Genomic DNA, 13,999 nt, shown 5'->3' on the forward strand with positions numbered 1-13,999 from the left:
ACTTTCAGGCGGCATGACGTGCGATCGCTAATCCTAAACGAGTTCCTTTCCCTACTCCGCACTATTTGCGCTTATAGTATGGTTGCCTAATGTTGTGATGTATCAGAAAACAATAATTTGTAATTTTTAACCGCAAATATACGCAGATAAACTCGAATATAGAGTTGAGCTTATCTGCGTATATTGAGTTCAATCTACGGTTTTATTATTCTTTATTCCCCGTAGTGACCTCCGACAACCTTACCCCGAAACACAACATAATTGTAAATGTTGTAAAAAATCATAATCGGGAGCAGAACGCCCATGAACACAATCATAAATATCAGGGCGCTGGGCGAAGCTGCGGCTTGATAAATCGTGATGTGGGAGGGAATAATGTAGGGAAAAACAATCAACCCCAAGCCGATAAAACTGAGCAAAAAAATCAGAATTGTCCAGACAAACGGCGTGCGTTCTTCTTTGTTGGCGAGACTTTTCAGCAGCAGTCCCACCAACAGCACCCCCAGCAAAGGAATCGCGGCAAAGACATAAACTAGGGGTTTCTCGAACAACCTGGATCTAGCACTTTCGTAAAAAATCGGAGTGGCGATCGTAATTAAAACTGCTCCGATTAAAGTCGTCACCGCCGCAATTTTAGCCGTGCGATAGTGATTTGTTTGCAGTTCGCCCTCCGTTTTCATAATTAGATAGGTTGAACCAATCAAAACATAGCCTTGAATCAGCGTCAAAGCAACCAAGATCGATCGCCAATCCAGCCAATCCCAAGTAGTACCCACAAAGTGACCAGCTTCATCAACCGCAATGCCTTCGAGCACCGCACCGAGGGCAAATCCTTGAGCTAAAGCTGCTAAAAAACTGCCAGCACCAAAGGCATAATTCCAGAGTAATTTGCGATTAGAATGCTCGCGAAACTCAAAGGCTACAGCCCGAAATATCAAGCCAAAAAGCATCAGGCAAATCGGTATGTACAATGCCGTTAAAATCGTGCCGTAAGCAAGTGGAAATGCACCAAATAAAGCGCCTGCCATCAACACCAGCCACGTTTCGTTCGCGTCCCAAACGTTGCCCAAACTCGTCATTAAAATGTCCCTGCGTTCCTCGTCGTCAGAAGTCAGAGACAAGATTCCTACTCCTAAGTCAAAACCGTCTAGCATGACGTAGAGCAAGAGAAACAAAGCCAAAATGACAAACCAAACTTGCGGGAGAAAATGCTCCACAGCTTGCATACAATCTCCTATTGTTGTGCTTCTACGGGACGTTTATCGGGAATGTCTCCTGCAGGTTGACTTTCGATTGCGGGTTGATTGTCTAAACCTGGCACAGGCCGACTTAAATTAGGGCCTTGGCGGATAATTCGGCTGCCAAAATACAAGGCACAAACAAACAAAAAGCTGTAAACAATGGCAAAGAAACTGAGAGAAGTTAAAACATTGCTGGCGGGGATGTTTGACACCGCGTCAGCAGTGCGAATTTGCCCGTATAAAGCCCACGGTTGTCTGCCGACACAGCGGACAATCCAACCCGATTCTACAGCAATATATCCTAGGGGAGCAGCTAATACCCAAGCGCGCATCAGCCAAGGTTGACTGCTAATATTTTCAGCAGAAAGTTTGCCTCGCAGCCACTGAATTATACTGAACAGCATCAGTCCTACAAAGAAGAATCCAATGCCGGACATGATGCGGAAACAATAGTAAATTAAACCCACCATCCGGGGTCTATTTTCTGGCTTCCATTCCTTTAAACCTAGTACGGGTTCGGAGAGTTTTTGTTTGAATCCCAGAACGTATCCTAAGCCATTGGGTACGCTAATTTCCCAGTCATTTTTTTGGGCTTTTTCATTAGGCAAAGCTAGCAAAGTCCAATCTGCTGACTCTCCCGCTGGTGAGGTTTCCCACTTAGCTTCGATTGCTGCTAATTTAGCGGGTTGATAGTGATAAACTTGTTCGGCGCTCAAATGTCCGATGTATATCTGCAAAGGTGCAACGGCGATTGCTGTCGCTATGGCAATTTTTAAAGACTTGGAAAAAAACGCTTGGTTGCGCTTATTAAGAATATACCAAGCGCTAATTCCGCCAATGACAAACAGCGAAGTTTCTAACGTCGCAAAAAACATATGAAGAATGCTGTTTAATGCGAACGGGTTCATAATTGCTTGAAAATAATCGCTGACAATAAACTTGCCATTGACCATTTGTCCGCCCGCAGGAGTTTGCAGCCAAGAGTTAGCGACTAAAATCCACACTGTGGATAGGTTAGCGCCGAAGGCTACCATGATTGTAGCGAAATAATGGACGATCGGGTGAACGCGCTCCCAACCAAATAGCATAATGCCTAAAAACCCGGCTTCTAGCATAAATGCCATTGAAGCTTCAAATCCCAAAATGCTGCCAAAAAAGTCACCAACAGCTTCAGAAAATGGTGCCCAATTCGTGCCAAATTGAAATTCCATCGGAATTCCTGAAGCTACTCCAATACCGAAGTTGAGGAGGTAGAGTTTAGACCAAAAACGAGCGTGATGGTAGTACTCGGAATTGCGAGTTTTTAGCCACATTCCTTCAACAATTACTAGATAAATCCCCATTCCAGTAGTTAGAACAGGCCACAGCATATGGAATATGGCGGTTAGCGCAAATTGCATCCGCGATAGCGCCACGGTGTTAGATAAGATATCCATCGTTATATTCTTTGGTCAGTTCAAAAGAGGTTAGCTTGCACAACTTCCATAATGGACACTGGTTATAATGTAGTGTAAAAATTTGTGACATTTTCTAGAGTTGGCATTTTTTAAGGTTTTATACAGATTTCGGTTGTATTTCTTGTATGTTAAAATAGGTAGATTATGATTTGCCGTTGGGTGGGGGCGGGTTTATGAGATTGTGGGTTTTAGGTATTTATTGTCGGTGAACCCGCCCCTACAAGATTTATGTTTGGTGAGGGAAAGATTATCTTAGCGAACCGTGACTGTATAAGTCAGTTTAAAGGGTTTAAAATTAGCTTTATTTTTGGCTGTTCCGCTCAATTCAAGTTTGTAAATCCCAGCCTTAGGAAACACGATATCAGCTCCCGGAATCCCTTGATATTTCTCGGCAGATATGGCGGTTAAAGGCGGCTGCATCAGCGGCTTATCCCCCTCTTTACGATTTTTAGGATAAACAGCCAATTTGCAATTACACTGCTCTAGCGGGATAATTTGACCGCCCCTGCGAGTCAGCGCAAACCACACTTTCGCAGGCTGTCCGGCGCGGGGGTTGTGGTTTGGTTCTAGGTGAAAGGTAGCGGCGACATCTCCGGAGACTTCGACTTCGTGTGCCAAAACTGAAATCGAATTTAACTGTGGTATGGGAAATATTGCTGCTTCTACTAGCAATCCCAAAAATACTAACAATCCTAAAGTCTTACTTTTGTTTGACAGGTGAAACATAAAAATTTTCTAGTGATAAAACTGACCAAAATAAGCGCGTTCGCACTAACATAACTAAAACCACAACCAGCGCTAACACCGCTGTCAGCAGTTGATTGTGCAACTTCCATTCAAAACCGCCGAGATAGTGGGAACCGATGAGTGCCGCGTGTACAGCGCACAGCAAAAAAGCTGGAACGCTTAATAGGTGAAGCATCCGCCACAGTGGGCCTAAATAATTTTGAATGCGATCGCAACTTGTAACCGCCGCCGGCAACATCAACAGCAGCGACAGCATCCCAGCCATCATTCCCAACTGATGCTGCGGCAACATAAAAGATAGCGCGTCAAAATTCCATTTCAGCGTATGATCCAGCATATGAAACGTGTGGGCGACTGCTAAGACAAACGCGCCCACACCCAAAGCGCGGCGGTAGCGCAGCAGTTGTGGCAAAAACTTGCTCACCGGACGCGCCAACAGTGCTAGCATCAAGCACAGCAGCGCTGCGTGGCCTGTGAAATCGACCATTTCATCGGTTCGCAGCAAGGTAAGAATCCCGATCGCCACCGTCACCCAACCACCCCCACGAAACAGTTGACTGCGCTTATCCGCGCTCAATCTGCCAGCAAAAAAACCCACTCCCAGCATAGTTGGCAGCGTGCCGAGTCCAAAAGCCAGCATCGTCGCCGCACCCAAAACCGGGTTTCCGGTTTCCGCCGCCTTAATCTGCGCCGCGTATAGGAAACCGCAGGGAATCAAACCCCAAAGCAAACCCAAAGCCACCGGCACCCACCATTTTTTTTGTGCCGAAAGCTTGCTCATTGCTTGCCCGACTCGATCGTGCGACATTGGGTGCAGCAGTGGCAATCCCGGCAGCAAGTTCGGTTGAATTTGCACTACTCCGAACCAAATCAGCATCGTGCCCGTCAGAAGTGCGATCGCCCGCCGCAATTCGCTACCCGTACCGGCCAAAAGTCCGCCAGCAATTAACACCGAACCCAGTCCGCCAATTGCAGCACCAACCAAAGCGTAACCAGCAATTCTCCCCAAATTTAGTAGCAAATGAAAGCGGAAAGCAGCTAATTTATCGTTGCGGGAATTAGAAAGAGAAAACGCCATTGTCAGTGGGCCGCACATCCCGGCGCAGTGACCGAAACTGCCGAGAAATCCCAAAGTGCTAATTAGCAGCAAGTCTAACATTTTGAGTCATACGATTTTAGATTTTAGATTTTAGATTTTAGATTTGTTTTTACTGCTTACCTATTACCTATTACCCCATGCCCCATGCCTCCGCTTCGCCCAATTACCCATTTTGAATGCCAATCGCTAAAATTCCCAAAATTTTATCAACCTGATTCAAAAAATACTCTAATAAATCTATTTGAACTGCTTGCCCTTCCAGCATTAAAAACTTCCAAATTTCTCCCGTTGTCACAACCCCATAAATCCTCGATACCTGATTTCCTTCCCGTTCGTTAAACAGTTGAGCTGCATACATTTCCGCTACGCACTCACCCAACCCAGCATTAATATTTTCCTTTTTAGCCTCAACGATTAAAATCGCTGGCGCGCTCACAATCAGGAATTCTACCGATCGACTGATCAGAAAATCGCAACTGCCGTTTAATCCCAAGTCGCTGTCAACCGTAAAATCGACTCCCGAAAACAAACTAATGCGATCGGGAAACTGTTTGGTAAGTTCCAGTAAAATCGGCGTAATAATCATTTCTGAGCGTGATTTTTCCGTATTACTCGCCAGAGCAAAAGGAACATTATAAGCTAAAGTTTCTGTTAAAGGATTGCTGCATTCTAAAGCAGGTACGGCCGAAAACAAATCTTGCCTCGGCGAAATCGTTAAATTAAAAGCTTTTTTGACGCTTGCCAAACTAAAATCGCTGTAAGCCATACATTTTACCCTAAATTTTTTACTTTCTTAGGACTTACGCAACTGACACATATAGTAATCCTTGCAGGAGTCGTAAATTTTTTACCCCACCCCAGCCCTCCCCTTACCAAGGGGAGGGAGTAAGAAATTCACAAATGATTTAGGATTGCTATATAGTATGGTGCGTCTGAGGTCTAAACCCTTAATAATCGCTCTCTAACGAAATGCTGACGCACCCTACAAGTCTAATGACTAATCACTAATGACTAATCACTAATGACTAATAACTACTTTTGTTCTGGATGCGCCGCCGCAGGCGAAGCTGCACCCATTTGATTAATAGCAGCAATTAGCTGATAAAGTCGCCCTAAATCCCGCTGGTTGAAATGCAAAGTCAGGCGCGGCAGATCGAAAGTTTCATCTCCTATTTCCGGTTCCAAAGCTTGACTTTTTTCAATTTTTCCGGTGACAACAATATCGCTAAAATCAGTATTTAGCCGATCGACATTCTCCTCAGAAAGCTGTGTTTTCAAGCGAATTACCAATTTTTCGCGCACGTAGCGGCAGGAGTGATAAACCAGATAAAAACTACCGATCGCCTCGCAAGCGACATTTATATCGTCAGTAATCGTATACAGGCTGCGATCGTCGGCTGAAATCAAACCCCGGCCCCGCAATTGTTTTTGCACAAAATAATTCCAATCGTGCCAATAATCTCCTCCCGGTCGATCGATCAATACCAAAGGAGCCGGCCCGAACTTGCCAGTTTGAGTCAAAGTCAGACACTCAAAAGCCTCGTCCAGAGTGCCAAAACCGCCCGGAAACAGAGCTAAAGCATCGCTCTCGCGGAGAAAAAATAACTTACGAGTGAAAAAATATTTAAAATTGAGCAATTTGGGATCGCCCGCAATGAAAGGATTAGAACTTTGCTCGAAAGGTAACTGAATGTTGAGCCCAAAAGAACGTTCAGCAGTCGCCCCCTCGTTCCCCGCCTGCATAATTCCGCCACCGCCGCCAGTAATCACCATAAACCCCTGCTGGGCGATCGCCCGCGCAAAGTCTCTGGCCATCAAATATTCTGCCGATTGTGGTGACACCCTTGCCGAACCAAAAATCACAATTTTGCGAACGTGGCGGTAAGGATAAAACATCTCAAAAGCCTTTTCCATATCTCGCAGAGACGACGAGATAATTTTCCAGTCTAGGCGATCGAGATCCTCTCCAGTCATTTGCACTATAGTAGAGAGCGATCGTTCGATCCACTCAGAGTGCTTCAACATTGGCAAGCGATCGAGCAAATCCATCACTTCAGCTTGGAGGGACTCAAAACCTTGACCAGACCCAGAACGAATCATGAATTTTTCCGAAACTATAACAAATGGTCGCTGCTCAAAATTAAGGGGCAAGCCAAAGTTATAAGCCAATAGCCACCAGCAAATTGCCTTGCTGGTCACTAATAACTTTTCCCGTAGCTTTGCCCCGGTTGTGAAGCGAGTTAGCTTTCGCGGCCAAAAAATAGCAACGCGAAACCGCTCGCATTTCGGTTAAATGTACTTTTCCAGAGTGTTGGCCAGAGTAGTTTTCGGAACTGCCCCAACCACCATATCCACACGTTGACCGCCCTTAAATATCATCAGCGTCGGAATGCTGCGGATACCGTATTGGCTGGCCACGTTAGGATTCTCGTCGGTATTAACTTTTACTACCTTGACCTGCCCTTCATATTGCTGGGCAATTTCGTCTACGACGGGCGCCACCATCCGACAGGGCCCGCACCAGGGAGCCCAAAAATCCACTAGAACTGGAACTTCGCTATCGAGCACTTCCTGCTTAAAGGTAGAGTCGGTTACTTGCGCGGCTGCTGACATCCCTAGCCATCCTTGTAAATACTATTTCTCGGATAACAAGTCTAGCAAAAAACGTAACCACTTGCGTCAACGATTTTAACAGAAGGCTTCTGAAGGAAGAAGGAAGACGGTACAAGCAAGAAGGAAGACGGTATAAGCAAGAAGGCACAAGGTTTCTGAAGGCACAGGGCACTGATGTTTCCGAAGGCACTTATGTTTCCGAAGGCAGAATACACTTATGTATAAGAAAAATTCTCTCATTCCCACACTCTCCCACTCTCCGCCTCTGGGCCTCTCCGGAGCTAAAAGCCTCAGTCCTGTATCTAGTAAGCAAGAGCCAAAATGTCCGCCACAAAAGGAACCGCCCGAACAGTAGTCCGGGCGGAGTGTGGTGTGAGGAGTGAACGGAAACATGCGTCTCCGCTTCTTCTATTGTGACACCTACTTCTCGATAATTCCACAATATTCTGTAAATTTCGAGACTCTTAAACAAATTTTGTCAAGGTATGCTGGTATTTAATCGGTAAATCTACTTACCCATGCCCAACTGCTGAGCTTTTTGATAGACTTTACCCTCGGTCAGCAGAGAAGGAGCAATTACCACCTCCACTTGCTGCATCTCCTTAATATCCTTCGCGCCCAAGGTACCCATGCTAGTTTTCAGAGCTCCGAGCAAGTTGTGCGTACCGTCATCGAGCACCGCAGGCCCCCGCAAAATTTGCTCCAGAGTACCCGTAGTCCCCACGCGAATGCGAGTGCCTCGCGGCAAAACCGGGCTGGGAGTTGCCATCCCCCAGTGAAAGCCCCTGCCGGGAGCTTCGGCGGCCCTGGCAAAGGGCGAACCAATCATCACTCCATCGGCGCCGCAGGCAATGCACTTGCAGATATCGCCGCCAGTAATTAAACCGCCGTCAGCAATCACCGACACATATCTGCCAGTTTCGCGATAGTAGTCGTCCCGCGCGGCCGCGCAGTCTGCTACCGCTGTGGCTTGGGGAATGCCGACACCCAATACGCCCCGAGACGTGCAAGCAGCACCCGGCCCAATGCCCACGAGAATGCCCGCAGCGCCAGTTTTCATTAAATTCAGGGCGACTTCGTAGGTCACGCAGTTACCCAAAATTACTGGGATCGGCATTTCTTGACAGAATTGAGTCAAATCTAAAGATGAGATCGATTCAGGGGAAAGGAAAGCTGTCGAGACTACAGTTGCTTGCACAAAAAATATATCGGCTCCAGATTCAGCAACCGCCCGTCCGTATTTGCTCGCACCGGCCGGTGTACCGCTGACGGCGGCAATCCCTCCTCCTGCTTTAATTTCTTTAATTCTGAGCTCGATTAATTCTGGCTTGATGGGTTCGGCATAAAGTTCCTGCATCAGGGAAACAAATTCGTGGTTCCCCACACTCGCGATGCGCTCTAATATTGGCTGGGGGTCGGCATAGCGGGTTTGAATTCCTTCTAGGTTGAGCACGCCCAGTGCTCCCAATTCCGACAGCAAAATGGCCATGCGGACATCGACTACTCCATCCATTGCGCTGGCGATGATCGGGATTTCTCGATCGATCCCGCCAATCTGCCAGCGAGTATCTGCCAAACTCGGATCGAGCGTGCGCTGTCCTGGTACAAGCGCGATTTCATCTATGCCGTAAGCTCGGCGAGCACTTTTGCCCCGCCCAATTTCAATATTCACGCTGTTTCACTTCCACAATGTATTTAAATTAGAGTAACAAAATCGTAGCCTGTCAGCAGGTAGCGATCGCACGGCTGTCTTTAAAAAAAGCTCGGCACTGATTCTGATTGTATTCTGATTATATGAAATCGAAGGGGATACTTTTCCTCAGCAACGGCCACGGGGAAGACTCGATTAACTGTCAAATTCTCAAAGCTTTGAGAGTATCTGGCGCAGAGGTTGATGTTTCCGCGATGCCGATTGTAGGTGACGGGGCTGCTTACGCGCGATCGACCGTGCCAATTATTGGGCCCACCAGTCAAATGCCGTCTGGGGGAGTTTTTTACATGAATCCCCTGTTTTTCCTCAAAGATGTTGGGGCGGGGCTCATTGCTTTAACTTGGCAGCAATTGCAGGCTGTTTGGACGCATTGGCCCCGCTGCGATTGGGTGGTGGCGACTGGGGATATTGTCGCGGGGGCGATCGGCCCCGTCGTGCATCACCACAATCGAACCCGATCGCACATTGTCAACCACCCGACTTGCGATATCTTCCGCCGTGAGTGTTTTTTCATAATCTTGGGAATCCCCATCCCACATAATCAGTTTTTTGTGTATTTGGGATAGCAAATAAGACAAAACTACAAATCGCCTACCCCAAGGCGGGCGAAAACTGATACTTTGTTGCTTAACCCCAACTTCCTGCAAAAGTTTGTCCGTTTATTCAATTTCCGACAGCCAAACTTCCCTGGGTTGAAACATCATATCTTTGTGAGACTATGAATGGTTTGGCAACTCCTCTCCCCTCGCGACAATCATTTACACGATTTCTGGATGTTTCTCAATATTGCGACCAATTTCCAAAAAAGTTGCTTTAACTTGATAGCGGTCTAAGATATCTAAAAGCTGATTTGTATAGGAAGCAGAGGGGCCGTTGTCGTAGGTAATGGCAAAAACTTTCACTTCGGTATCGGCGCGGTTGAGGCCGAAATAATTGTGAACTTTAGTAACTTTAATCAACAGCGATACAGCGAAAAATCACCCTATGGGGAAAAGCAGAAACTTTTGTAAATTTTTACCGATTCGCTAGCTGCACGCACTCAATCGAAAATGAAAGTGGATTGTTTTCAGATGACCACAATTGGGAAGCTGAATCCTTAAACTATTTTATCATTAATTATTGTCCGTTCCGAGATTTTTCAGTTTTGGCGATCGCACAGTAGGTAGAGGCTGCGATCGCCATTGCCGTTGTACGCCGGATCGGGGGTACTTGCGTAAGTCATATTGCAATTAACAGAGGTGATGAGTACGATCGCGCGCTTGAAGAGAAATGTATCGAAATAGAAACGCGATCGCAAATTTTATTTTTCTACCCTCCGATAACTCCCCACCTAGAGATTGTTTCCCAACTACGATTCAACTATCAGAGTAATGTTGTCAAGTCTCACGACGCGAACAACTTCACCGGGTTGCAAAGTTATTTCTCGAACGCATTTGGCAGACCACCAACTGCTTTGAAATCGCACACTGCCGGAGTGATTTGGTTTAATTTCTTCTTCCACGATCGCTCTTTCCAAATGGCTGACAGTCATGATTACTTTCTCCTGATTCTAGGTTGGCCTGAACGTTGGGAGGCTATAAACCTATAGCTCGACTCCCTAACCCATTGATTTATAACGCGGCTTCCACTATCAAAGTAATATTGTCAATTCCGACTACGCGCACCACGTCACCAGGCTCAAAAGTGATCTCTAGATCGCACTTCGCAGGCCACCAACTGTTTTGGAAACGAACACGACCGGACTCATTAGGTCGAATTTCTTCATCCACGATCGCTTTTTCGGAATTGTCAAAGTTTATCATTGCTTACTCCCGATGGTAGATTTGCCTTAATTTTCAGAATTGATCTCAAACGACGCTGCAACGATCAAAGTAATATTTTCAATTCCCACGACGCGAACCACTTCACCGGGTTCAAAAGTCATGTCTCGATCGCACTTCGCCGGCCACCAACTGTTTTGGAAACGAACCCGGCCGCATTCTTGAGGACGAATTTGTTCATCCACGATTGCTGTTTCAACATCGTTAATAGACATAGGTGCTTGCTCCTGAATATAAACTCGACTCAATCGGTGTGTAAGTTAGAAGCTTGTCTGTCAACTTCCCCTCCACACTCAACAGTATCCCCGGCCAACCTCGGCCTTGTCAGTCGGTAAAAGTCTATACAAGTCCACTGTTTGAGGGTGTAAACGAGTCGGAAAAAGTCTGTTAAAGTTGTGTCATATTGGTAACGCTAAACCTGGTGACTAAATGGAAGCCGATCGTGCACTGGATTTTACCAACTCGTTACTTGTGGCTCGAAACCTGAAAACTCTCGACAACCTTGACAGCGCGATCTTTCGCGAAGCTTGGCAAGGCGTGCAAGGCAGGACGTACCAACAGGTTGCAGATAGTGAAGGGTATGGAGTAGGGACTGTTAAGGATGCTGCTTCTAATTTGTGGAAGCGACTTTCAGTGCTGTTTGGAGAAGGAGAAAAAGTCAAAAGAGACAACCTTCAGGCGGTTGTAGAGCGCTTTTGGCGCAGCTACTCGAAACTAGAACCGCAGTCGGGACAAACTGTTCTGGCCCAAGTGCCTAACAACCCCGATGCGGAATTGGAAATCGAAAACCCGAACTTTTTGGGCCGATGCGGGGCGATCGAAGATCTCAATACTCTTGTCGCCCAAGGTGCAAAAGTGATTGTCATCCAAAGTGCCGGCGGTATCGGCAAAACGACTTTGGCCAGACAGTATCTCAAATCTCAAGGGTTCGATCGAACCATTGAACTGTTGATGGCAAAAGAGACAGAGAACATCACAGCCTTGGAAAGCGCGATCGAAGAATGGCTCAAGCAAGACTTTCAGGAAGAACCAGGGCCCGACTTTGGCGTCACCTTGGGGCGGCTGAAGCGGCAACTTCAGACTCACAAAGTCGGCGTATTGATTGACAATTTGGAAGCCGCACTCGACGGACAAGGTAAGTTTATTGAGCCACATCGGCTTTACGTGGAACTGTTGCGAGTTTTGGCTGACGCAGCGGTGCAGTCGGTAACGCTGATTACCAGTCGCGATCGACTTTGCGATTCTGATGTCACCGTCGAACACTACTTGCTTCCGGGATTAGAGGTGGAAGTTTGGCAGCAATTTTTTAGCTGCCGCAACATCAATATAGATGATGTCGCCCTCAAGGAAATGCACAAAGTTTACGGCGGCAATGCCAAAGCAATGGGCATTATTTGTGGCACTATCCGAGAAGATTTTGACGGAGATATGGCGGCTTACTGGCTGGAAAACAGCGAAGATCCGCTCGTTGAAACCGACTTAAAAAATTTAGTTACCAGTCAATTTAACCGCCTCCTCGAACTCGATGCCGAAGCCTATCAACTCCTCTGTCGCTTGGGCTGTTATCGATATCAAGAAGTGCCGACAGTTTCTACTGACGGACTTTTGTGTTTGCTGTGGGACGTGCCCGAAGCCGGACGACGACAAATCATTAAATCGCTGTTGCACCGATCGTTAGTCGAGTATCAGAAGGGCGAATATTGGCTACATCCAGCAATTCGGGAAGAAGCCGTCGATCGGATTTCGCCCGGAGACTGGGAGACTGCAAACCGCAAAGCCGCCGAGTTCTGGACAGAGAGTGTTGAAAATATTGAAACGGTAGAAGATGCGCTGAAAGCTTTTGAAGCTTACTATCATTATGTAGCAATTAGCTGTTTCGACCAGGCCGCTAGCGTTATCCTCAAAAAAATCAATATCCAGTTTGCCAACGATCACAAGCTAGGTAGAGCACTCTACAAATTAGGTTTCTTGCAGCCAATAATTTCAGCAACTACTCGCATCGTCAACAATGTGACTTCTGATTATTATTTGAGCGGTTTATACAGTATTTTAGGCATTTGTTACCGGATCTTAGGCGAAATAAATCAAGCCATAGAATGCCACCAAATATCAGAAATAAAAGCCACTAAATCTTTGCAAGTTATAGCGAAAAGTAGCGAACCGGACAACGGTAAACAAGCTGATTTGGAATTTTGGAAAGTTAACGCTGCAATTAATATAGGTTTTTGTCAAATAGAAATGTGGGAGTTAGAATCAGCTAGGGAGATATTTGTCAAGCTGCAAACTTCACGAGACGAAATCGGGGTTAACAGCTATGCGGTCGATGTCGGGTTAGCATTCCTCAACTCTTGTGTCGGAGCTAAAAAAGAGGCGGAGGAAGTCGCCGAAAAACTGTATGCCGATCGGGAAAACAGTCATTTGGTGGGTACGGGATACAAATTAGTTTTTCTAGCTGCAACCTACAAAAATCTCGGAGATAGAGATAAAGCTTTGAGCTTGTACCGCCAAGCGATCGCCCAAACCGACCAAAACCATTACAGCACCATCAAAGCCAAAGCTCTCAGCGGTATCGCCGAAGTGTACCGAGAACAGGGAGAATTTGACCAAGCCCTGCAGCACCATGCAGAAGCAATAGAAATACTCGATCGAGCTAGCGCCAAATTAGACCGAGCCGAAGCTTACTATCAACTAGCACTGACAGAACAAAAAGTTGGTAACACGGAGAAAACCCAAGAAAATTTTGACCGCGCCATTCAACTGTTCAGCGAAATGGACGCTAGCAAACAAATAGAAAAAGTACAGTTAGCTGCAACAAAAAAAACCGAAAAAATACCTAATTAATCCAGCAAAAAATCAGAAAATAGATACAATACACGAAAGAACAACCATAAACTTTGTAGATATGAAACTAAAACGATTGGGACACGTAGCCGTCTGCGTGCAAGACATAGAGAAGTCTGCTGAATTCTACCGCAACTTGGGCATGGAGTTAGTCTGGAAAGATGCAGACTGGGCTTATTTGAAAGCAGGAGAGGATGGATTGGCGCTGTTGAGTCCGAGTTACGACCAAGCAGGGCCGCATTTTGGGTTTGTATTTGACGATCGTACCGAAATGGAATCCGCCTACGAACAACTCAAAGCCGATGGTGTTTCCGTCACCCACATTCACGAACACCGCGACGGTACTGCATCCTTTTACGGCAGAGACCCGGACGGTAACGGCTTCGAGTATCTTTATGAACCAGCCTGAGGATTCTCGGAATTGCGGATCGCGATCGGGCTAAATCCGCGTAAGCTGCGGGGCCCGGCGC

The 13,999-nt window shown here is 46.5% G+C and carries 16 protein-coding genes; 3 read left to right on the forward strand and 13 right to left on the reverse strand.

Annotated features, from left to right (window positions below; all coding sequences use genetic code 11):
* Nucleotides 1-212: 212 nt before the first annotated feature.
* The 8 genes from cydB to D0A37_RS21135 all read right to left on the reverse strand — a co-directional run bounded on the left by cydB (nt 213) and on the right by D0A37_RS21135 (nt 8,829).
* Entirely contained in the window at nt 213-1,226 is a 1,014-nt protein-coding gene (cydB, locus tag D0A37_RS21100; RefSeq protein ID WP_242717261.1) for a cytochrome d ubiquinol oxidase subunit II, read from the reverse strand.
* A gap of 8 nt (nt 1,227-1,234) precedes the next feature.
* On the reverse strand, nt 1,235-2,677 hold the full coding sequence (locus D0A37_RS21105) for a cytochrome ubiquinol oxidase subunit I (protein WP_242717262.1): 1,443 nt from the start codon (nt 2,675-2,677) through the stop codon (nt 1,235-1,237).
* Between the two features lie 273 nt (nt 2,678-2,950).
* Entirely contained in the window at nt 2,951-3,424 is a 474-nt protein-coding gene (locus tag D0A37_RS21110; protein ID WP_242717263.1) for a hypothetical protein, read from the reverse strand.
* Nucleotides 3,399-4,604: an urease accessory protein UreH domain-containing protein gene (locus D0A37_RS21115; RefSeq protein ID WP_242717264.1), complete on the reverse strand. Its 1,206-nt coding sequence runs from the start codon at nt 4,602-4,604 to the stop codon at nt 3,399-3,401. The genes D0A37_RS21110 and D0A37_RS21115 overlap by 26 nt, the downstream gene beginning before the upstream one ends.
* A 103-nt stretch (nt 4,605-4,707) precedes the next feature.
* Entirely contained in the window at nt 4,708-5,310 is a 603-nt protein-coding gene (locus D0A37_RS21120; protein ID WP_242717265.1) for a hypothetical protein, read from the reverse strand.
* A gap of 266 nt (nt 5,311-5,576) precedes the next feature.
* Nucleotides 5,577-6,644: an LOG family protein gene (locus D0A37_RS21125; RefSeq protein WP_242717266.1), complete on the reverse strand. Its 1,068-nt coding sequence runs from the start codon at nt 6,642-6,644 to the stop codon at nt 5,577-5,579.
* Between the two features lie 189 nt (nt 6,645-6,833).
* Nucleotides 6,834-7,157: a thioredoxin gene (gene trxA / locus D0A37_RS21130; protein WP_006631199.1), complete on the reverse strand. Its 324-nt coding sequence runs from the start codon at nt 7,155-7,157 to the stop codon at nt 6,834-6,836.
* Nucleotides 7,158-7,665: 508 nt separating this feature from the next.
* Entirely contained in the window at nt 7,666-8,829 is a 1,164-nt protein-coding gene (locus D0A37_RS21135) for a GuaB3 family IMP dehydrogenase-related protein (protein WP_242717267.1), read from the reverse strand.
* A 122-nt stretch (nt 8,830-8,951) separates the two neighbouring features.
* On the opposite strand from D0A37_RS21135, the gene D0A37_RS21140 reads away from it, so the two are divergent.
* The gene (locus D0A37_RS21140; protein ID WP_242717269.1) at nt 8,952-9,434 is read left to right on the forward strand and encodes a hypothetical protein; all 483 of its coding nucleotides are present in this window, start codon (nt 8,952-8,954) and stop codon (nt 9,432-9,434) included.
* 192 nt (nt 9,435-9,626) lie between these two features.
* On the opposite strand, the gene D0A37_RS21145 is transcribed toward D0A37_RS21140, so the two are convergent.
* From D0A37_RS21145 to D0A37_RS21165, 5 genes are all read right to left on the reverse strand, one after another.
* Nucleotides 9,627-9,827, reverse strand: coding sequence for a polysaccharide deacetylase family protein (locus D0A37_RS21145; RefSeq protein ID WP_242717272.1), 201 nt, complete (start codon nt 9,825-9,827; stop codon nt 9,627-9,629).
* Nucleotides 9,828-10,006: 179 nt separating this feature from the next.
* Nucleotides 10,007-10,165 (reverse strand): hypothetical protein, encoded by a 159-nt coding sequence (locus D0A37_RS21150; RefSeq protein WP_242717274.1) that lies wholly within the window; start codon nt 10,163-10,165, stop codon nt 10,007-10,009.
* Between the two features lie 51 nt (nt 10,166-10,216).
* Nucleotides 10,217-10,399 carry an NfeD family protein gene (locus tag D0A37_RS21155; protein ID WP_242717276.1) on the reverse strand — a complete coding sequence of 61 codons (183 nt, stop codon included), beginning with the start codon at nt 10,397-10,399 and terminating at the stop codon, nt 10,217-10,219.
* A gap of 79 nt (nt 10,400-10,478) precedes the next feature.
* A complete protein-coding gene (locus tag D0A37_RS21160) occupies nt 10,479-10,670 on the reverse strand; it encodes an NfeD family protein (RefSeq protein ID WP_242717278.1) in 192 nt (63 codons plus the stop codon).
* Nucleotides 10,671-10,696: 26 nt separating this feature from the next.
* Nucleotides 10,697-10,903 (reverse strand): NfeD family protein, encoded by a 207-nt coding sequence (locus tag D0A37_RS21165; RefSeq protein WP_242717280.1) that lies wholly within the window; start codon nt 10,901-10,903, stop codon nt 10,697-10,699.
* Nucleotides 10,904-11,117: 214 nt separating this feature from the next.
* Between D0A37_RS21165 and D0A37_RS21170 the strand changes: the two genes are divergently transcribed.
* Both D0A37_RS21170 and D0A37_RS21175 read left to right on the forward strand, forming a co-directional pair.
* Complete coding sequence (locus tag D0A37_RS21170; RefSeq protein ID WP_242717282.1) at nt 11,118-13,529, forward strand: tetratricopeptide repeat protein; 2,412 nt, start codon at nt 11,118-11,120, stop codon at nt 13,527-13,529.
* Nucleotides 13,530-13,590: 61 nt separating this feature from the next.
* Nucleotides 13,591-13,938 carry a VOC family protein gene (locus D0A37_RS21175; protein ID WP_190661613.1) on the forward strand — a complete coding sequence of 116 codons (348 nt, stop codon included), beginning with the start codon at nt 13,591-13,593 and terminating at the stop codon, nt 13,936-13,938.
* Nucleotides 13,939-13,999: the final 61 nt, after the last annotated feature.

The organism is Microcoleus vaginatus HSN003 (assembly GCF_022701255.1).
Lineage (GTDB): Bacteria > Cyanobacteriota > Cyanobacteriia > Cyanobacteriales > Microcoleaceae > Microcoleus > Microcoleus vaginatus_B.